Origin of the sequence: Candidatus Palauibacter sp., assembly GCF_965222475.1 — a bacterium.
In the GTDB taxonomy this organism is placed as follows: domain Bacteria; phylum Gemmatimonadota; class Gemmatimonadetes; order Palauibacterales; family Palauibacteraceae; genus Palauibacter.
This window is the reverse complement of the sequence record NZ_CBDCUB010000003.1, coordinates 106,690-126,703: the sequence shown is the minus strand read 5'-3', so window position 1 is coordinate 126,703 and position 20,014 is coordinate 106,690. Positions and strand designations below refer to the sequence as shown.

The 20,014-nt window shown below is 66.6% G+C and carries 15 protein-coding genes; 6 read left to right on the top strand and 9 right to left on the bottom strand.

Annotated elements, in window-relative coordinates; translation table 11 throughout:
* Nucleotides 1–81 precede the first annotated feature (81 nt).
* A complete protein-coding gene (locus ACOQPP_RS08420) occupies nt 82–1,380 on the top strand; it encodes a pyridoxal phosphate-dependent aminotransferase (protein WP_419164962.1) in 1,299 nt (432 codons plus the stop codon).
* Nucleotides 1,371–2,342, top strand: a complete 972-nt coding sequence (locus tag ACOQPP_RS08415) for a hypothetical protein (RefSeq protein WP_419164963.1) — start codon at nt 1,371–1,373, stop codon at nt 2,340–2,342. The genes ACOQPP_RS08420 and ACOQPP_RS08415 overlap by 10 nt, the downstream gene beginning before the upstream one ends.
* A gap of 111 nt (nt 2,343–2,453) precedes the next feature.
* Here the strand turns inward: ACOQPP_RS08415 and ACOQPP_RS08410 are convergent, their stop codons facing one another.
* From ACOQPP_RS08410 to ACOQPP_RS08395, 4 genes are all read right to left on the bottom strand, one after another.
* Nucleotides 2,454–3,095, bottom strand: coding sequence for an SRPBCC family protein (locus ACOQPP_RS08410; RefSeq protein ID WP_419164964.1), 642 nt, complete (start codon nt 3,093–3,095; stop codon nt 2,454–2,456).
* 27 nt (nt 3,096–3,122) lie between these two features.
* Entirely contained in the window at nt 3,123–5,063 is a 1,941-nt protein-coding gene (locus ACOQPP_RS08405; protein WP_419164965.1) for an alpha/beta hydrolase family protein, read from the bottom strand.
* Nucleotides 5,060–6,406, bottom strand: coding sequence for an NAD(P)/FAD-dependent oxidoreductase (locus tag ACOQPP_RS08400; protein ID WP_420636295.1), 1,347 nt, complete (start codon nt 6,404–6,406; stop codon nt 5,060–5,062). The genes ACOQPP_RS08405 and ACOQPP_RS08400 overlap by 4 nt, the downstream gene beginning before the upstream one ends.
* 70 nt (nt 6,407–6,476) lie before the next feature.
* A complete protein-coding gene (locus ACOQPP_RS08395; protein WP_420636294.1) occupies nt 6,477–8,231 on the bottom strand; it encodes a M1 family aminopeptidase in 1,755 nt (584 codons plus the stop codon).
* Between the two features lie 161 nt (nt 8,232–8,392).
* Between ACOQPP_RS08395 and ACOQPP_RS08390 the strand changes: the two genes are divergently transcribed.
* From ACOQPP_RS08390 to ACOQPP_RS08375, 4 genes are all read left to right on the top strand, one after another.
* Nucleotides 8,393–10,672 carry a hypothetical protein gene (locus tag ACOQPP_RS08390; RefSeq protein WP_420636293.1) on the top strand — a complete coding sequence of 760 codons (2,280 nt, stop codon included), beginning with the start codon at nt 8,393–8,395 and terminating at the stop codon, nt 10,670–10,672.
* A 207-nt stretch (nt 10,673–10,879) separates the two neighbouring features.
* Nucleotides 10,880–11,371: a Panacea domain-containing protein gene (locus ACOQPP_RS08385; RefSeq protein ID WP_420636292.1), complete on the top strand. Its 492-nt coding sequence runs from the start codon at nt 10,880–10,882 to the stop codon at nt 11,369–11,371.
* Between the two features lie 36 nt (nt 11,372–11,407).
* Complete coding sequence (locus ACOQPP_RS08380) at nt 11,408–12,925, top strand: amidohydrolase family protein (RefSeq protein ID WP_420636291.1); 1,518 nt, start codon at nt 11,408–11,410, stop codon at nt 12,923–12,925.
* Nucleotides 12,926–12,961: 36 nt separating this feature from the next.
* A complete protein-coding gene (locus ACOQPP_RS08375; protein WP_420636290.1) occupies nt 12,962–13,360 on the top strand; it encodes a hypothetical protein in 399 nt (132 codons plus the stop codon).
* Between the two features lie 11 nt (nt 13,361–13,371).
* On the opposite strand, the gene ACOQPP_RS08370 is transcribed toward ACOQPP_RS08375, so the two are convergent.
* The 5 genes from ACOQPP_RS08370 to ACOQPP_RS08350 all read right to left on the bottom strand — a co-directional run bounded on the left by ACOQPP_RS08370 (nt 13,372) and on the right by ACOQPP_RS08350 (nt 20,003).
* Nucleotides 13,372–14,976 (bottom strand): DUF2357 domain-containing protein, encoded by a 1,605-nt coding sequence (locus ACOQPP_RS08370; protein WP_420636289.1) that lies wholly within the window; start codon nt 14,974–14,976, stop codon nt 13,372–13,374.
* 131 nt (nt 14,977–15,107) lie between these two features.
* Nucleotides 15,108–18,491, bottom strand: coding sequence for a hypothetical protein (locus ACOQPP_RS08365; RefSeq protein WP_420636288.1), 3,384 nt, complete (start codon nt 18,489–18,491; stop codon nt 15,108–15,110).
* A gap of 335 nt (nt 18,492–18,826) precedes the next feature.
* Complete coding sequence (locus tag ACOQPP_RS08360; protein ID WP_420636287.1) at nt 18,827–19,633, bottom strand: transposase; 807 nt, start codon at nt 19,631–19,633, stop codon at nt 18,827–18,829.
* Nucleotides 19,567–19,722 carry a hypothetical protein gene (locus ACOQPP_RS08355; protein ID WP_420636286.1) on the bottom strand — a complete coding sequence of 52 codons (156 nt, stop codon included), beginning with the start codon at nt 19,720–19,722 and terminating at the stop codon, nt 19,567–19,569. Before ACOQPP_RS08355 ends, ACOQPP_RS08360 begins: the two co-directional genes overlap by 67 nt.
* A 2-nt stretch (nt 19,723–19,724) precedes the next feature.
* Complete coding sequence (locus tag ACOQPP_RS08350; RefSeq protein WP_420636285.1) at nt 19,725–20,003, bottom strand: transposase; 279 nt, start codon at nt 20,001–20,003, stop codon at nt 19,725–19,727.
* Between the last annotated feature and the right edge of the window lie 11 nt (nt 20,004–20,014).

Below are 20,014 nucleotides of genomic sequence, written 5' to 3'. Positions count from 1 at the left end.
ATTGCTTGCAAGCGGCACGAAGTCCAGCGTCTGCTCAACCGATCGACTGGCACCGGGGGGGCGGCCGGGACATTATCGGGCATGCCTGTTCTAGCGCGACGCCTCGCCGATCTGGGGACCGAGAACGCGTTCAAGGTCAACGATGACATCCGGGTCTGTCTCGACCGCGGGATGGATGTCATCCGCTTCAACATCGGCGCCCCGGATTTTCGCAGCGCGCCCCACCTGAACCGGGTCGCCGTGGCCGAACTCGAGGCGGGGAACTCGGGGTACTGCGACGCGGCCGGGCTCCCGTCCTTCCGCGAGGCGATCGCGCGACACGTCTCGAGGACGCGCGGGATCGAAGTGGGACCGGACCGAGTCGTGGTCACCCCCGGGGCCAAGCCTCCGATCGGGTACACCTTCCAGACGTACGTCGACCGGGGCGACGAGGTCGTCTATCCTAGTCCCGGGTTCCCGATCTACGAGTCGTGGGCGACTTTCGTGGGGGCGCGCCCGGTCCCGCTCCATCTCTCCGGGGAACAGGGGTTCGGGTTCACGGCGGACGACCTCGCGGCGCTCCTCACCGAGCGCACCCGGCTCATCATCCTCTGCTCACCATCGAATCCGACCGGGGGCGTGCTTTCGGCCGAAGATCTTGCGGGAATCGCGGAGGTGGTCCGCGAACGCTGCCACCCGGATGTGCGGATCTATTCCGACGAGATCTACGAACACATCCTCTTCGACGGAGCGGAGCACCACAGCATCGCCTCGCAGCCGGGGATGGCGGAGCGGACGGTGATCGCGAGCGGCCACTCGAAGGGGTTCGCCATGACCGGGTGGCGGCTCGGATGGGCCGTCCTGCCGACGGGTGAAGAAGCCGAGGTCTTCAAGCAGCTGAACATCAACATCATGTCGTGCGTGCCGCCCTTCCTGCAGGAAGGGGGACGGGCCGCGTACGAGGACCCGGCCACGGCCGGCGTCGTGGCGCACATGGTGGGAGAGTTCGAGCGGAGGCGGGACTTCATCGTGCCCGCGCTCAACGCGATCGACGGCCTGCGCTGCCGACTGCCCAAGGGTGCCTTCTACGTCTTCCCCAACGTATCCGGCATGTGTCGGCGGCTGGGCGTGTTCGAGGCGCACGAGGCGATGCCCGCGGAACCGCGGGCGCGGACGACTCCCTCGGGCATGCTCCAGATGTTCCTCCTCTACCGGTACGGCGTCGCGACGATGGACCGGGCCTCCTTCTGCCGCATCGGCTCCGAGGGCCAGCACTTCCTGCGCATCTCGATCGCGAACGGCATGGAGGACATCGAGCGCGGCGTCGCGCGGATCGAGCGGGCCGCCGACGACCCGGACGGATTCCGGGATTTCGTCGAGACCGAGCGTCTGTGGGACTGAACCCGGAGAGGGAGCGGACCGCGGGATCCACCGCCGCACGGGCCGCGGTTCCCCTGCTGCTCGCGGCCTTGGCAAGCGGAGCGGGCCCGGGAGGGGGCGCGGCACAGTCCCACCCGGCGGGCCACGGCGCGCTCCTGCTCGAAGCTCCGGCCAGCGTGGAGGCCGCCGCCTACGGGAACTCACCCTACCTGCTCGGCGGCGGCGCGGACCTCCTCTTCTACGCGCCCGCCCTCATCTCCCGCGTGGACGGCATGGCCGCCGGTCTGCATCGCTACGGCTCGGAGGGCACGCTCGCGACGATCGCCGGGAAGGGCGCCGTCGGGCTTGGCGACTTCGCGGTCGGTCTCCGGTATCTGCGGTACAGCGGCCGCGGGATCGCTCCGGGCCCGGATCTTCAGGGCGCGGCTGTCACGCCGGACGGCTCCCCCGTGACCGAATTCGCCGCCTCGCTCGGCTACGCGCGCGAGCTGTTCGGCGTTTTCGGCGCGGGCATCGTCGCCAAGTACCTGGAGCTTCAGTTCGCGCGCGGGATGGACCGGGCCGTCGTGCTGGATCTGGGCGTCGCGCGCGAGTTCGGGCCCACCATGGTCAGCCTCGCGGCCCGCAACCTGGGATCCGACCTGGAGCTTCACGGACGGGGGGTCAGGATCCCGACCCAGCTGGCGCTCGGCGTCTCCACCGAGCGGTTCGAGGTCGGCGAGCTGGACATGTTCCTCACCAGCCAGCTCCTCCGCCGCAGGGACGGCGAAATCATCCCGGCCGGGGGCGTCGAACTCTCATACTGGCCCGTTCAGGGATACACCTTCCGCCTCCGCGCCGGGCTCCAGCGCGTGGTCGAGGACGAACGGAGCCCGTTCACCTTCGGTTTCGCCTTCACCGGAGACGCCCTCACGGTCGAATACGCCTTCCAGGCCTTCGACGTGGACGGAAACGCCCACCGCTTCGGCCTCAGCTTCCGCTGATCTTGCCGTCCCGCGACTGATCCGGAGCCGACGGCCATCCGTCCGATAACATGACAAATCTTACACTCGATGTTGGATTTGCATGGCTATGATGCGGTTCCGTGAGGGGCGTCAGGTTGGGTCTTCGCCCATGTAGAAGGCGGCCACCCGATCGGCCGCGGCGCGGGCGGCTTCTTCGTCGGCGCCCAGGGCGATCGACGCCTCACACCAGGCATCGCTGCTTCGGCGAGTGAAATCCCCCCCTTCGGCGGAGGCGAGCCACTCCGCCGCCGTATCCGGGACGACTGCGGGGTCTGAAGAGAAGTGCTGATCGAGGCCGTACATGGCCTGGTCCCAGCCGATACCGACCGCGCCCGGCCCGAACTCCTCCCAGAACTCCGGCGGGAACTGTGCGAGATGTTCGAGACGCACCTCGGTGCGGCCTTCCGACATTTCCGAGAGCGTCACGGTCACCCTACTGACGTCTCCGTGCATGCGCCACGTCAGGACGAAGTGCTCCGGCGGCTCACATTCCGTGATCTCGCCCCCGGCGTTTCCTTCGAACTGGTACCTCCCGCCCGGGCGCAGTTCTCCGGAAATCGGCAGGAACCACTGCGGAATCCGAGCCGCGTTCGTCAGTGCGTTCCAGAGATCGTCTCGGTCCGCGCCGTACACCCTCGCCGCAACCAGCGCGTGGACGGGTCGGCCCTCATGCTCGCGTTGGCTCAGTTCACGCCTGACCGAGCCGACCTTCCCGGCGTTGTCATGACTCATGCTGATTCCGTGGTGAGAGCGGTGTCGTCAGCTGCCGGGCCATCGGTCGGAGAATCCGATGTCGTCCACGACGACGGTGCCGGCGGCGGTGCGCTCGAAGAGGAGGCGGATCTCGCGGGGGCGGGCCGGATCGAAGGCGGGATTGGCCTCCACCAGGTCGTCGAGCGGGATGGAGAAGGACTGGAGCACGAGTTCCCACTGATTGTCGAAGGACTCGGCGTCGTTGCGGCGCCGCACCACCGTCTCGAGGGGCCTCCGGATCGGCCCGTAGTCCGACAGCCGCACGCTCGCGGACTCGCCGTCGGCGTCTGTGACCACGACCGAAAGATCCACCGGCTCCTCGTCCTCCTCCCCCTCCTCGCGCGCGCCGTCGTCCCGTTCCCGGCCGGCCCGCGCCGCGTCGTCGCCCTGCCCCTGGTCTTCGTCTCCGGGTCTTCGCGGGCCCGGCCGGCCCTCCACGGCCGCGAGCTGCAGGTCCAGGCGGGATGTCGCGCTCAGTCCCCACTCCGCCCCGAGGGCGTCGGGCAGCGAGATGGCGTAGCTCGCCGGCGTCCCGAGCGCGTCCCCGTCCCCGGCCGCGCGGTTGTTCCAGCCCAGCCAGAGGGCGTTGTTCTGCTGCGAACTCGACGTCGTGGGCCGGTTCTGCGACCGGAGGTCCAGCAGATCCTCGCGCCACACGCCGAGCGAGTCACCCCGCAGCTTCACGCCGTGCGCGGTCCCCGTCGTGACGTCGATGTCCTCCTCGAAGGTGGCGAGCGGCCGGAAACTGCTCGATTCGAACTGCGTGATGTACATCGTCTCCGGCAGCCAGCCCCCGATCGCGCGGTGGTCCAGGAACATCGGCATGTAGTCCGGATTGTCGCGCAGCGTCGTCTCGAGGAAGGCCGAGATATGGATCCTCGCGAACTCCCGCTGCGCTTCGCCGTCTATGAGTCCCCGCAGATCGAGCCGCCGCGCGCTTCGGGGCCCGTTGTCCTTGTTCCCCCACACCGTGTTCCATTGGCCGTGATTGGCCCGGTACATGTAGATCGCGGTCTTGAAGTAGTCCGCGCCGTCGGTGAACTCGAGCCGGTTGAACAGCCGCAGTCCGTGGAAGCTCGTGACGTCCCCGTCGTGCGAACCGTGGAACACCATGTAGTTGACGTTCTCGACCGGCACGAGCCGGCCCGTGGGCAGGTACTGACCGTCCACCGGGGCGATCGCGATGATCCCGCGGATCCCGTGATTGAAGTCGAATTCCAGCGAGGCGTCGTCCGGATAGCGAGACAGCCGGTTGAAGGCCGCCGCGTGTCCCACCGCTTCGCCCCCGCGCGAATGTCCGATGAGGGCGATGCGGTCGAAGTCGAGCCTGCCGAAGAAGGGGGTGGAATCGTCCGCCGCGAACCCCTTGAACGCATCGATGTGCTTGAGGAGAAACCAGCCGCGCCCGTCGTTCTCGTTCCGGATGCTTCCGTTGATGAAGTTCATGTCGACGGACGCGAACACATAGCCGCGGCTCGCCAGCAGCTCTCCGAGGTACCCGTAACCGGGGTCGGAGAAGTCCTTCATGTTGTGGTTCCCGTGCACGATGAGGACGAGGGGGAAGGGACGATCGTCCTGGCCCTCGCCCTCGGGATACCAGACGCGGCCGTTGATGGGGAACTCCTTCGGCGTGAAGCCCCAATAGCCGTTGCGCTCCTTCGCCGTCGCGCCGAGCGACACGAGCTTGGAGGCGTCCACGGTCTCCGTCACGATGGAGACGGAATCCCGGAACTCGGGCCGGCGCCTGTCGGTCCCGCTCCCGTAGTAGAGCCGCCGCACCTCGTAGGGGCCCGGAGTCGCCGGGTGCTCGGCCTGCAGCCTTTGATCGGCCAGGACCGAGGCGTGGTCCGAGGGCGTCAGCCGGAGCGGACCGTAGCATCCCGCTGTCGCGACTGCGGTGACGACCGTCAGTACGGCCGCCGCCGCGAGGAGTGGTCGCGTCTTCAACCGCCGAGGTCCTCCGACTGCGGGTCCGGCTCCCGCTCCCCGCCCTCCGGCGCCTCGAGGGAGAACCTGAACTGCTCGGCCAGTTCCGGATCGTTCTCGATCTCCAGCACGCGCTTGGCGATGTACTCGCCGAGGACCGGACCCTGCTTGAAGGACTCGGCGGTTCCGAGGCCGGCGAGCCACACGTTGTCGAAGTCGGGGTGCTTGTCGACGAGGAAGTTGCGGCTGGGACCGAAGCAGTAGTGGCAGGCGCGCGTCTCGTTGACCGCGGCCCCGATCATGTCGGGGAAGTAGCGCTCGAGGACCTGGCGGGGGCGTTCGTGCGCCTCGGGCGGCACCCAGCGGTCGCTCGTGTCCGGATCGTCTCCCGTCTGCCCGCCCGTACGCACGCGGAAGCCGCGGTGGTCCGGGCCGAGAGCGGGCCAGCCGGTACACCCCGGCACCCCGTAGCTCGGCATGTTGGGGAACATGAAGCGCTGGTCCGGCACCGCGAAGTAGAACACGTTGCCGATCGGGATGCGGACGCGGTCGCCGAACAGTTCCGGGAACGTCTTCCCGATCCAGGGGCCGACCGCGAACACGAACGTCGACGCCGCCAGCGCCTCCTCCCCGCCCAGCGTCACGTCGTTGAGCTGGCGACCGTCCGATTCTCCGAGAGCGGCCCGCGCGATTCGGATCTCGCCGCCTTCCATCTCGAACCGCTTGGCCACCGACTCGATCGCCCGCCGCGCCCGGACCACGCCCGCGTTGGGTTCGTAGAGTCCCAGCGAGACCCCCTCCTCCGTCCGGATCCACGGCCAGCGGTAGTCGATCTCCTCCACGTCGAGCAACTCGTAGTCGACGCCGAGCCGATCCCACTGGGCCATCGTGTCCTCGAGATACGGGATCATCTCCTCGCGCAGGATGAGATCGCCCGACTGGTAGAAGACACGCGGGAGGAGGAGTTCCCGACCCTCCTCATCCCATTGGATCCAGCGCCGGATGGCCTCGTTGGCCCACCGGTTCCAGACGAAGCCCGAGGGGCGGCCGCCGTACGAGGAGCGCACCCCGCGCGTCTCCCCGCCGGAGGTGGAGCGAGAGTTGCCGGGGCCGTACGCGTCGAGCACGGTGACGGTGGCGCCGAGCCGAACGAGGTTGAGCGCGGTCCAGATGCCGAAGTTGCCCGCCCCGATCACGACCACGTCGGGGGCCTGGCCGCCGCGTCTGCGGAGGGGTGTGGCGCGGGGCGCCGGGACCGAGCCCTCGAACAGGGGGGCGCCCGCCAGCGAAGAGGCGTTGCCGAGCGACAGCCCGGCCGCGCCGGCGGTGGCCGCCCTCAGAAAGTCGCGTCGATCGATCGCCAAGTGCGCCGTCCCTTCCCGAAGCGGATCCAGGGCGTCAAAGCTGTCTCACGCGACGCGCCCCGTGCAAGCGCTATCGTCCTGCCCCGCGACGCTCGAAGTCCGCATCCATGAGAAGCCAGGTGTGCGGATCGAGGACGACGTCGCGCGGCTCCGCCTCGACCGGGATCGTGAACCGGTTGCGACGTGCGTCGACCTCGACCACCTCGATGCGGGGCGGCTCGGCGGCTCCGTGTACGCCGCGCTCGCCCGGCGCGTCCGGCGGGAGGTGGATCCCGATCTGGAAAGGCGTCCGAAACGTGTAGGCGTCGTCCTGCACCTGATCGATCTCGACGTGGATCGCCCCGGCCTCGGCGTCGTAGCTCCAGCCGCCCTCGACCTTCAGCCACCCGCCTCGATACAGCCACTGGTCGAAGAACTCGCGCAGATCGAGGCCCGAAGCCTCTTCCATCGCCCGCCGGAAATCCGCCGTGGTCGCGTTCCGGTCCCGGAACTCCCGGTAGTAGTCCTGGATCCCGGCCCGGAACGCGTCCTCGCCGACCACCCCGCGCAGCATGTGCAGCGTCCATGACCCCTTCTGGTACGTCCCGGCCCCGCTCGTGACCCGGCTCATGTCGGCCAGGTTGTCGTGGACGATCCGATAGTCGGGGTTCTCGGCCATGAAGGCGCGGATCCCGTCCCGGCTCACCTTCAGTCGTTCGACGAACTCGTCCCGCCCGTACTGGTGTTCGATGAAGAGGAGGGTGAAGTAGGTCGCGAAGCCCTCGCTGAGCCACACGTCGTCCCAGTCGTATTCGGTGACCGCGTTCCCGAACCACTGGTGGGCCACCTCGTGGATGATGACGTTCCGCCAGCGGATCGAGCGCTCGCCCGTGACCGAGTCGTCGCCGTAGAAGATCGCCGTCGCCGCCTCCATCCCGCCGCCCACGCTGTTCGACTGCACGTTGGCGAGTTTCTCGTACGAATACGGTCCCACCCGGTCGCCGTAGAACTCCATCGCCTGCTTCGTGGGGACCGCGAAATCATGGAAACCCGCGTCACGGTCCTGCGCGTAGACCCACGTCTGGATCGGCACCCCGTTGTGGTGGTCCACGGTCTGCACCGCGAAGCGGGCCACGCCGAGCACGTAGAGCCAGGTCGCGATCGGGACCGACTGCTTCCAGTGCGTGCGCCGGGTGCCGGCCGGGAGATCCGTCTCCTCGATGAGGAGCCCGTTGGAGATGACCTGGTAGTGGGCCGGCGCCGTGACGATCAGTTCGTTCGTGGCCTTGTCGTACGGATGGTCGATCGTCGGCAGCCAGTTGCGCGCCCTGTCGGGCCAGTTGTCGCTGAAGAAGGTCCGGTCTCCGTGCTTGTTCGGACCGATGATGAGGCCGGTGGCCGGCACCCCCTCGTAGGCGACCGTGATCCGACGCCGCTCGCCGGCCTCCGTCGGGCGCGCGAGCGAGATGAACAGCGCGTCGTCCGCGTGCTCGAACTCGAGCGCACCATCCGTCCCGGTCACGGCCCCGGCACGCATGCCCGTGCCATCGGGCCGCTCCTCGATCAGGTCGAGGCGCACTTGCTCGATCCCCGCCTCCAGGAACCGGAGGTCGATCGTCGCCTCGCCCGAGATCGTGTCCGTCTCGTCGCTCAGCGTGAGCGCGAACGCGTAGTTGAGCGCGTCGATGGCTGGGTTCTTCGGATAGGTGTCCGGCGCCCGCTCGGATGGCATCGTGCCCCGCGCGGCGCTCGGCATCGACCCGGTGTCCGGCAGTACGTGCGGCCGTATCCCGCCGGTGCCCGCCGCGAGCGGCGCGATCAGTAGTAGGGAAGCGATGTGTTTCATGGGTACTCCGGCGGCTATGGCGTCGGTTCACGTTCCGGCGCCGCCATCGCACGACGCCCGCCCGCGTTCCACTTCCCCGGAGAATGCGCCGAACCCTTACCCGCTTCAACCCGCTCCGCCTAACTTGGGGGCCGCCAACGGACCAAAGTTCGGAGAAATGAATGAGTGTTCAGACGAGCCTCTCGTTTTCCTCCCCCGTGCAGGACCTCCTCGACGGTCTACTGACGGCTCATACCGAGGCGGAGGTTCACGCCTGTCTGGATCAGCGGGGGTACACATGCGATGAGCACTGGGCACCATACGGAGGTGTGGAAAACAACGGCGGACAGTTCCTGAACCAGCAGGCGAGTGCCAGGGGCGCGCTCGTCGAGAAGGTGGTCAACAGCATAGACGCAGTGCTGATGGCCGGAGCCCACGAACGCGGAGACCTGCCGGGTTCGCCGCCCGCTTCCATGTTCGCGGCCGCCGAACGGTACTTCGGCGTGCCCGGCGGGCGCCTCGCCGAGATCACCGCGACCGACCGCGGCCGGCTCGCGCGAAAATCGGTTCAGGTCGTCTTCTCGGGCCGAAAGCTCCCCGGAAGGCCGACCATCACGATCACCGACCGCGGAGAGGGCCAGGCTCCGGACGACTTTCCCCGCACCTTCACGTCCCTGGCGGCCAGCAACAAGCTGCACATTCCGTTCGTTCAGGGGAAATTCAACATGGGCTCGACGGGCGCCGTCCCGTTCTGCGGCAAAGAGCACAACTACCAACTCATCGTTTCCCGGCGCCACCCCGCCGCGCCCGGCGACTCCGAAGCGTGGGGGTTCACCGTAGTGCGGCGCCTGCGCCCGCGGGCCGACGAGCGTCTGTCCCGGTTCCAGTACCTCGCCCCCGGCGGGAGGATTCTTCGCGTCGAGACCGACGCCCTGCCCATCTGGGCCGCGGCGACCCGCGGCCCCCGGCGTATCGAGTGGGGCTCGCTGGTACGCCTTTATGAGTACGATCTGCCGGAGAAGTCGAAGGCGACGCTGGATTTCACGCGCATGCTCAACCGTCGGCTGTACCGTACTCCGGTGCCCATTCAGGTCGTCGAGACCCGCTCGTTCAAGATCGACCGGGAAGCCATTGTTTCGGGGCTCGACACTCGACTCGCGGTGGACGCCGCCGACGTGGTGGAAAACGGCTTCCCGGTCGAGGACGAACTGACGCTTCGGGGCGGCCCCGCGGTCCGCGTCTCGCTTATCCCGTTCAAGGAAAACGCGAATACGGCACACTGGGTGCGCGCCTCGGAGGCCGTGATCTTCACGGTCAACGGGCAGGCGCACGCCTTTGAACCGCGGGATTTCCTGCGTCGGCGGGGGGCGCGCGGCGTCGGGTTCCAGTATCTGGCGCGAAGTCTTCTCGTCGCCGTGGATTGCTCCGCGCTGCCGTCCGGTCTCATCGAACAACTGTTCATGGGATCGCGCGACCGGATGCGCGACATCGACGAGAAGCGGGAGCTGCTCGAGGAGTTGGCGGGTCACCTGCGCGGGCACGAGGGGCTGCGGACGCTGAACTATCGGCGGCGGGTGACCGCGATCCGGCGCTCCGCCGAGAGCAGCGAGAAGACCGACGAACTGTTCCGGCGCATGATCGATTCGTCGGCCGCCCTCGCCGCCATCCTCCGCGGCGCGGGAAACATCCCGGCCCCCGTGCGGGCCAACGGGCGCAGGGGCGCGGCGTTCGAGGGCCGGCGCTTCCCGACCTACCTCCGGTGGCGAAAGGGCGGCTCCTTTCTGCGGAAACGTTGTCCGGCGAACTCCTGGTGCGACATTCAGCTGGAGACCGATGCGGAGAACACGTTCCTGTCGCGCCCGGTCGAACGCGGAGAGTGTATCGTCGCGCCGGAAGGCTGGATGAAGAGCCGCAAGCTGTGGGACGGGCGGCTCTCCATCCGGCTCCAGCCTCCGGAAGGCACGCCCGCCGGCACCGTCCTCCCGCTGCGCGTGAAGTTCACGTGGCCCGCGTGCCTGCGGCCGTTGGAGGCGCACGGCGAACTGACCGTCGATCCGCCCCGGGAGGTCGCCCCGAACTCTCCGGGTCAGAAACCGAAGCCCGGAAAGAGTTCCGTGCAGCCGCCCGAGATACGCGAGGTTAGGCGGGACGGTTGGAGCGACCACGGTTTCGGCGAAAGATCGGTGGCCCGGGTCGACTCGGAGGAGGGCAGGACCATCGTGTTCGTCAACATGGACAACCGCAGTCTCACCGGCTGCTGCTACGCGGAGCCGGCGAGGGCGGAGGAACTGCGGGAGATGTACAAGCTGGCCACCGCGGCCATGGCCGTGTCGCTGGAGCGCGCCGTTCAGGAAGAGGAGGTCGGCCAGGCGGACGCAGATCAGGCGTTCGAGGCGATCGGAGATGTTCTTGTCCCCGCCGTCGACTTCGCCGGCCGCATCGCCTACGCCGACGGATCGTGATAAGGCACGGCTCAGGGTCCGCGACCAACCCGGGGCGCGACGCCGCTCCGCCGCACCTCCTGGCTTGGCCGGGGGCCGCCGGTTCAGGGTCCGGTTGGCTTGACGCTTGTAGGGAACGCGACCATCGTTTGCCACATGGCTTTCCGGTTCGACGAGACAAAAACAACGCAGGCAGCCGCCCGGCTGCTCGACCACGGCGGCGGTCGCATGAGCGTCCTCAAGCTCGTCAAGCTGCTCTATCTCACGGATCGCACGGCCCTGCTGGAATGGGGCCGCCCGCTCACGTTCGATACGTACTTCTCCCTGCCCCAGGGACCGATTCTCAGCGCGACGCTCGACAAGATCAACGAACCGGTTGCGCCCGAGGGCCCTTCCTGTTGCCACACGGTCATCTCCGAACGAAGTGGCGACCATGTCCGGCTCCTGGGGCCCGACGCTCCCCCGCAAACCGAGCTGTCGCCGGCTGACGAGGAATTGATCGATCGGATCTGGGATGAGTTCGGGGCGCTGAGCGGTTGGGATCTGCGCGACTACTCGCACAGTCTTCCGGAATGGCAGGATCCCGAGGGATCGCGGCGACCCATCCACCTGCGGGACATCCTGATGAGCGAAGGCTTTTCGAGGGATACGGCTCTGGAAATCAAGCGCACGATGGAGATGGAGGCTGAGTCGGCCTTCGCCGATCGCTACGGTGCGTGAATGTTCTCGGCGCCTGATCGAAGTGGGAGGCTCACAATGCTGACTCGCCGATTCGTCGCTCTACTTGCCGTGGCGTTAACCGTTTGGGCGCCGCCATCGCCGGGCCTCGCGCAGGAGACGGTGGCGATCGTCGGGACGACGGTCATCGACGGGAACGGCGGCGACCCGCTGCCGGAAACGACCGTGGTGGTAGAAGGAGCCCGGATCATCGCCGTTGGCCCCAGTGCCGCGATCACCGTGCCCGATGGCGCGCGGGTCATAGACGGGGCGGGGAAGTACGTCACCCCCGGCTTCGTCGACACGAACGTGCACACGAGCCTCTACGGCGCCGGCTTCGGGAAGCACCGGAAGGAGAATGCCGTCTTCTACTGGGAGCGCGGGGCGGAGATCGCCCTCGAGGCCGCGCAGATGCACCTCAAGCACGGCGTGACGCACCTGCGCGACAGCTACGGCCAGCTCCCGCAACTCATCGAGGTGCGTGACGCGATCGCGGACGGGCGGGAAGTGGGTCCCCGGATGCAGGTCGCCGGCAACATCGTCGGCTGGGGCGGCGCCTTCTCCGTCACGTTCTCCCTGATCGCCGACTCGGATCTGTCGCTGTGGGAGGAGCAGTTCTCCGACCACCTCGCGCAGGGTGCCGGCGAGGACCTCATGGACATGTATCCGGAGGAACTCCGCGTTGCGATCAACGACTATCTCGACAAGGGCGTCGACTTCGTGAAGTACGGGGGCAGCAGTCACTGGTCCTACCCCACGATGATCGGCTTCTCTCCCGAGGCTCAACGCGTGATCGTGGAGGAGACCCACCGGCGCGGACTCGTCGCCGAGACGCACGGCACCAACCCGGAAAGCCTGCGCCTCGCCGTCGAAGCGGGCATCGACCTCATCCAGCACCCCGAACTCCTGGCTGGCCGTCCGTATTCCGAGGCGTTGCTGGCGCAGATCCGGGAGCGGAGCGTGATCTGCTCGATGCTGGTGAACACGATCACGGGTGAGGCGTGGGAAAAGCACCTGGCCGATGTCGCGGCCGCCGAGGCGCGTCTGGCCGACCCCGGGAACTCAGCGGAGTGGGGGCGCCTGCGACGGCCCGTCAAGCGGGAGAAGACGTCGTTCGAACTGCGCCGGGAGCGCAACGCCCTGGGCCACGGCAACGCCATGCGCCGCCAGAACGCGAAGAGCCTCATCGACGCCGGCTGCATCGTCACCCTCGGCACGGACAACTTCCCGGCCGCCGACGTCCAGTTCCTGCGCGAACCGAAGCCGATCTGGCAGGAGCCGGGCATCGGCACGCTGATGGCGATCGAAGGCCTCGTCGAACTCGGCATGACGCCGTCGGAGGCGATCGTGGCTGGAACCCGCAATGGCGCCCTCGCCGCCCGCGGCCTCGACGATTTCGGAACGATCGAGGTCGGCAAGTTCGCGGACCTCGTCCTCCTGGACGCGAACCCGCTGGAGGACATCAAGAACATCCGCCAGCAGACGATGGTCATGAAGGAGGGGAAGGTGATCGACGTAGACGCTCTCCCCGCCCGGCCGGTCATGTTCGTTCCTTAGCGCGCGGGGGCGGACTGCGGCACCTGGTATGCAGGGATGAAGACGACGCTCGACATCGACGACGAATTGCTCGCCCGTGCTCGGCGCCACGCCGCGAACACCGGCCAGTCGCTCCGGAACGTGATCGCAGACGGACTCCGAAGCGTGCTCCCTTCAGATCCGCCGTCACCGGACTCAGAAGAGTACCAGCTCCCCGATCTCAGCTACGGCGATCCCTCCGCCGAATACCCGCTACCCGCAGATTTCGGGCGGGATTCCGCTGAGGAATTCGCAAGCCGATTCCTGGAGCACGGCTTGGGGCTGAGCGGGGAGCGGATCCCGTTGTCGCCCGAAGGATTCACTCGTGTGGTTGAAATGGTGGAGCAGCCTCCCGAGCCGACACGTGAGTTGAGAGAACTGATGGAGGATGCCGGCGAGGACGCTCCCGCCGATTGATCAGTCAGCGGCTACGGGAGCGGGACCGTCGAAGGGCCTCCGCTTCCGGTGAATGGCGCGCCAGGAAGGTGCGGCCCGAGTAGCTTCCGCAGCGTCGCCATCACTTCACCGTGCGGCGAGGGACCGGGTCCAGCGTCCGGCTTGGGTGCGAACGGAACTGCACCGACGCCCTCCAACCGGCGGGGCAAATCCGTCGGCCGGATCACCGGTCTCGAGTTCGAGGCGTCAAAGAAACGGAACTCCGTGCCGGGGTACAGGATCCACACGGAGCGGGCGTTCGGAATCGCGTCCCGGTAGGTGTGCATCTTGTAGAGGTCGCCGCGCGTGAACACGCCCTTCCGCTCCTCGGCGTCGGCCCGCCGCTCTTCCCCCTTCCCCGTAACGAGCCCCGCGTCGGAGAGTCTCCGCACGCTGAACTTCGCGTCGAACAGGTGAAGATCGGCATTCGATCTGCCGGGCAGATAGAGCGCGATGTCCGGGCGCAGCCGTACCGAGTAGGAATCTCTCGACGGAGAGAAAGTCCGGTTGTAGGCCAGGCGAACGCCGGAGGCCCACTCGAAGGTTTGGTTCCAGCCCAGAGAGACCTGAAACGAGTCGCTGCGGGCCGGTCGCGCGCTTCGAATCGGCGGTCCGAGGAGGGCGCGCACGAGGTCCGCGAGGCGGAAGAAGGTCCACAGTTCGTAGAGGGTGGCGATGTCCTTGAGTTCGAGCAGATTCCGCAGCTCCCGGCTGTCCAGCGGGATCCGGGGCGCGAGCCGGATCCTGGCGAAGTGCCGGAGCACATGCCTGTAGCCGCGCCGCCGCTGGAGGACCGTGGAGGAAAACGGGATCCGCACCATCCTTCCGACTTCGTCCCACATCGAATGGCGTGCGATGGGCATCAGTGCCGCGCCCAGCCGGTCGCAGTCGTCGATCAGATTCTTCTCGAACACGCTGCGCCCGCCTTCGACCGCCGCCCGGGTCCGGCCGATGATCCCTTGGGCCTGGCCGATGAAGGCCTTAACAAACCGATTCTCCGGCGTGTCGATCGTGGCTCGGATCCGGCGCTCAGAGACCGCTTCGGGAAGCTGCCCACCGAGGCGCGAGGCGAGTGCCGCCCCCGGTACGGATAGGGACGCCGCCCGCACCGGCGTCCCGGTCCGTGTCACAAGGTCCAGCAACGTGGGCGAATCCACCCTGGTGAGCGCTTCGATTCGGACCTCTCGCCGCTCCGTTCGCCAGCGCCGGTACGGCGTGCGCTGAATGAGTTCCAGAGCGGGGATCAACCGCGTGTCCGCCGGCGCATCCTCCGAGAGGATGTAGCGCAGGTAGACGAACGCGTGGTAGAGAACGTGATCGGGAGGCGCCGCCCCGCTGTCGTACTGCGCCGACCCCGGGTCCCGGGCCGAGAACGGCAGGCTGGTGGCGAGCGCCGTCAGATCCGCGAGAAGCGCTTCGAAATCTCGGCGTCCGAATTTGCCGCTGTACAACTCCACGCGTCCGACGTGAGGCAATTCGAGGATTCCGACGGAGTTGACCAGGCTCAGGACGAGCGCGCCGCCTCCGGCCCGGTTCCAGGTCGAGGTGGGCAAGACCGCTCCAATCTCGGCGAGCTGCTTGCGCGGGCCCTCGACCACCCAAGGCCGCTCGCTCTGCAACCGAATGCACCCGTCTGGATCCGGCTCCGGGTCTTCCGATCCCCATCCGCGGACACGGACGGCCGCATCTGCTTCTCCGACCTTGGGGCGGGTCCCTTCGGATGGAGCGATCACTCGATGAACGAAGTGAAGCCTCGCTGCTCCAGCCGCCTCAGCATGCGCCAGATCTTGGCCCCGGTCCGTGGAAACGCCGGAGCCCGGCCGTGCCCGCGAGTGGCAACCGCCCCGTCTGATCCGGGTCCGGCGTCCGCTGTCTTGGACCCACCGGTATCGGACTCCGACGCTCCGGGCCCGCCCAGTCCGGACTCGTCGCTCGGCGTCAGACGACCGTCCACAACGCTCCAGCCGTCCAGTCTGACGGCATCGCTCCTCCGGCGGCCGCGATCCCGCCCGTGCACGGCGAAGTCGAACAAGCGCTTGAGCAGATCCTCCAATTCCTGCTGGGTGCCATGGAACTTCGGGAGGACCTTCTGGAGCAATGCGAGGTCGAACGCTGCGGCGGCGGCATTGTCCTTATCCGCCGACTGTTCCCTCGCGAGGTTGACGAAGCGAGCGATTTCGTTCGCCACCCGGTAACCGAAATGACGGTGTTCTCTCTCCAGGATGCCGTGGAGCTCAGCGAGCGTTTTGTAGAAGCGGCCCCCAGCCAGCTCGGTGAACTTCAACCATTCATCGCGCCCCGGCTTCGTGTAGGGCTTGAGACGCAACCTTTCGTCATCCGCGCTCAGATCCAAACCGGATCGCTCCTCGGAACCCTCGCCCGCCGTGTAGCCTTCAAGGTTCACGCGGTCGAACTCGATCGTGAACGCCCGATCGAGCACCTTCGGGCTGAACATGTACGTCGTCTCATCGACATTCACCGTGCCGGTAAAGAAGACGTTGCCTGGGACCCTCAACTTCCGCGGTACCTGGGTGCCGGATTTCGTCTCGCCAGCCTCGATCTTCTGGCTGTCGTGAAGGGGTATGGCTTCGCCCGACTCGAGCGCCGACAGGAAGTCCGAGAAGTAGTGCTCCACCCGGGCGAGGTTCATCTCGTCCAGCACGACGAAGAATGGATGGGCGTCGCGTTCCTCTCTCTTGGCCCTCATCTCTTCCTCTTGCGCATCGAGAAGAAGAGAAAGGAAGGGGGTGGTCGAATACTCGTTCGTGAGCGGGTTGAGGTATCCCAGCAATCCCCGGTTATCCATCCAGTCCGGTCGCACCGGCACCACGACGCTGTTTTCTAGTTCCCGCTCCTCCACCCCACTAGTCTCCGGCGGTTGGGACTCGATCTGCTGTTGGTCAGATTGTTCCTCGGTTTCACCGACCCCGAGGAGATGGAACGGAACCCGGATCGTGTAGCTCCGCCCTTTGCCGAATCGGTGCTGCCCGCCTCTCTCGATACTTGGCAGCTGATTCAGACCGTTCGCCCAATTGTGCGCGAAGATGGTATCGGCCATCTGTTCTCTCATTAAGGGCGACTTGTAGCCGATGTAGACCGCCTTCTCGAGCGGCCGCACATGGATGCCCTGGGGTCGGAGCACCCTGTCGTGGTCCAGCCCCGGCGTGCTGAGCACTTCCTTCACGGATAGCTGTGTGCGTGTCGTGCCTTTCTCGATCCACACTCGACCTCCGGCGATTTTCCGAAGGATCTCCTCTCCCTCGGCGTCCGGCTGGCTTGTTTCCCGAAAGCGGACGGCATGGTCCGGCCTGCCCCATCCTTTTGGTTTTCGCGTCCGGTGGCCACCAATCGTCACCCGGAAGGCGAGAGCGACGGCCAGCGCGATCCGTGTTTTTCCCGTCCCCGAGATCCCCGTCAAAATGGCGAACCGCTTTGTCTGCAAAGCCAGCAAGTAGTTGGCGACGACCTCCCGCGGAAACTGGAGCCCCTCACGCCGGAGCAAGTCCGCCAGCTCTTCGAAACGGAGCCCCGACGGGGATGGGGGAGGTGAAGATTCCTCACCATCGCCGTTCTGCCCGTCCGCATCTTCGAGTCGATTGAAGGCGGGGCTGTAATAGAACGCTTGGCGCACCTCCGGACCCCACTCGCGACCGTATCGACGTGGCAATTCGGTCAAAGCGCGCTCGAAGGCCCAGAAACGCTCGCCCAGCGTTGCTTCTTCCGCCAACGGGGGCATGTGCCCGGTCGTCTGGAGCTTGTGCTCCTTCTGCGGCATCGGCAGAACGGCGGACCACTTCTCCGGGTCTTGAATGAAAAGCAGTGCGCTTGGAACAGTCAGCCCTTCTGAAATGAAGATGTTGACGTTATGGCCGGCGGTCCACATAGCATCGACGTTCTCAGCTGGCGTTCCGCCCGCATGGAGCAGCTGAGTTAGCCCCGCCCTCAGATCGGGCAAATCCCGCTGGAGTTTCTTGAACATCGCCGTTTCCGGATTCTTCGGCAAAGGAATACCGAGCCTGAAGACTTTGCCATGACCGCTCACCTCGTTGAAGAAACCAAAGAAAGTCTCGGCAGACAGCGACCGCAGCCTGTCTCCGTTCCCAAAGATCTCGCCGAACCGCTTGCGGGCCCCCTCGATAAGCTTCGCCTTGGCGATCAGAAAAGCGGCGGACTCGTCTTTCTCGAACTGCTCGATCGCCGTGCGGACGTCACGATTGCACTCGAACCCCTCCTCCTCATTGCGTTTCCGCGCCTCTGCCTGCCTTTGCTCCTCGTCATGCGCGACCCAGCCGAAGCTCTGTACGTCGATCATGTGGCGTGGGCCGTACTCCGCCAGAGCTTCGCGCAACTCACGGTAGGCATCGCGGATGCGGGCGTAGTCGTCTCCGGCGGGTTTGGCGTCAAACTGGATGTCCCAGCCGCCGAGCTTCAGGAAGTTCCTGGTGGCCCTGGGTTTGACAAAAATCTCGTTCTCGGTGTCGAGGAAGAAGAGAAAATATGTGGGAAGCGTCCATCGATTCATTGAATCGAGGTCTTGCGACGACACCCAATGCACGTACCGATCAAGGCGAGTCGGAGTATCACCATCGCCGTAAAGGAGGTCGAAGAAAGCCTTGCAGAAGCTGGGCCGATCCAGATCATCATGATGGAGCAGGCTCAGGTCGCCGATCTGAGCCTTCGGCTGCCAAAGAAGATTGTTGTCGCTACCGACGGATATGAGTTGATCGATGAAGCCATCGGCATCTCGGGCGTCGAGCAGCTTGGACAGGGTCTCCTCAGACAAGACATCCTGAGCCTTCTCCCGAGTGGCGAGCTTGTAGCCGACCTCGTCGAGTCGGCCTCCGTTGAAGCGTGGATCCTCAAATCCGTTCCATCCCGGAAACCGCGATCGGACGAAGGCCACGAGACGATGGGCTTTAGCGTCGGCAGAGTTCGAGAGCCACGAAGGGGCGTGTGCCTCAAGAGCTTCGCGCATAACGGGCTCCAGGCGATATCGCCATCCCCCGTCGGCCTTGGTGATCCGCAGGATCATCGAAATGCCGGGTTCGTGGGTCGCTCCGTACCCGGGCGTTCCGTTGATTCGGTGCCCCAGCGCTCCGAGTACGCCGCTCAACTCTGATGCGTCTCGACGGCCCATCGTTGAGACAAGCTCCGGCGTCGTGGCTCCTTTCGATCCTGCCCTGAGCAGCGCTTCATAGAGCTGGCGCTGTCCCGCCGGTACAACTCTTCGAGTTAGCAACCGGAGGCAGTCGCCAATCGTTGGACCGTCTACCGACGTTTGCTCGGACATGTGTTCTCGCTATCGCGACTGGAGTGTGGGATCTGTGGAGTGAGGACACCGTCAGTGTGCGGTGCTCGTCGCGGTTCGCCTTCTGCAACCGATACGAAGAGGCGCTCTGAAGTGACCCCCCAAAGTTGGACACCCGATCTCCGGGTTTATTGTGCTGCTCAGCCCTCGCGGTAGAAGTCCTCGATGATTCTCAGGGGTGGCCGGTCTCCGAGGGAGGAGTGACGGCGCACCCGATTGTAGTAGTTGATCCGGTCCCGCACGACGGCCGCGAGCTCCTCGAGCGAGCCGGCGTCGAGGATCAGCGACCGGTTCTCCACCTTGAACCGGCCGAAGAAGCTCTCCATCTCCGGGTTGTCCCGAGGCCCGCGGAGGGCATGGGAGAGTCGCGCGCCCGCCGACAGCAGCCGGCCGGTCCACGCGTAACCGGTGAACACGGGGTCCCGGTCGTGGTGGACGACGACTCCCCCAAGCGAACTCCGGAGGCGGGCCAGGGTCCGCTCCGCGGCCGTCCAGGCCGAGAGCGCCAGGTCGGAGTTGGCCGACGCTCCAACGGCGAAGCCCGGCACGTACTTCGCCCGGTGATCGAGGATCGGGATCAGCCACGCCTTCCGGGTCCCGCCGGCGTAGACGAGCTCGGTGAAGTCCGTGTAGAAGACCTCCAGCGGCCCGATCTCCACCTTCGGCCGTCTCGACAGCAGGTTGGCGTGCGGACCCGCGGCGTCTATGGTCCGCCGGACCGCGCTCGGCTTCGGGCGCCTAACCGTGCGCCTCAAGGGCAGGTCCCACAGCCGGTGCAGCCGCGCCACCACCTTCCGGTTCACCCGGTATCCGTATGTCTCCCTGAGTTCCACCGCGGCCCGCCGGTACCCGTACTCCGGGTGCGCCTCGGCGATCGCCTTCAGCGGCGCCCCGGGTGCGCGTACTTCTCCGCGTACCCGACCCTCGTCCGGGTGTGGTGGTGCCACGTCGAGCGCGCCAACTCCACCGCCCGCAGCGACGGCCCCAGGCCGTACGCCTCGCGCGTGCCGGAGACCAGGGCCACCTTCGCCTCCACGCTCAGCCGCTCCGGCCCAAGAAGTTTCTTAGCAGCGCGATCTCCACCTCCTTCTTGCCCAGGAGTTGCTCCAGGTCCCGGATCCGGCGCTCGCACTCGTTCACCGCCGTGTCCCCGGCGAAGACCTCCGGCGCCCGCTCCACGAAGCGCCGCTTCCAGAGCTGTACCGAGTTCGGGTGCACTCCGTACGCCTTGGCCACCTGGCCGGGCGTCTTCCCGCCCGTCAGGACCTCCAGCACCACCTGCGCCTTCAGCTTGGGCGTGTACCGCCGCCGTGCCATGACAACCTCCT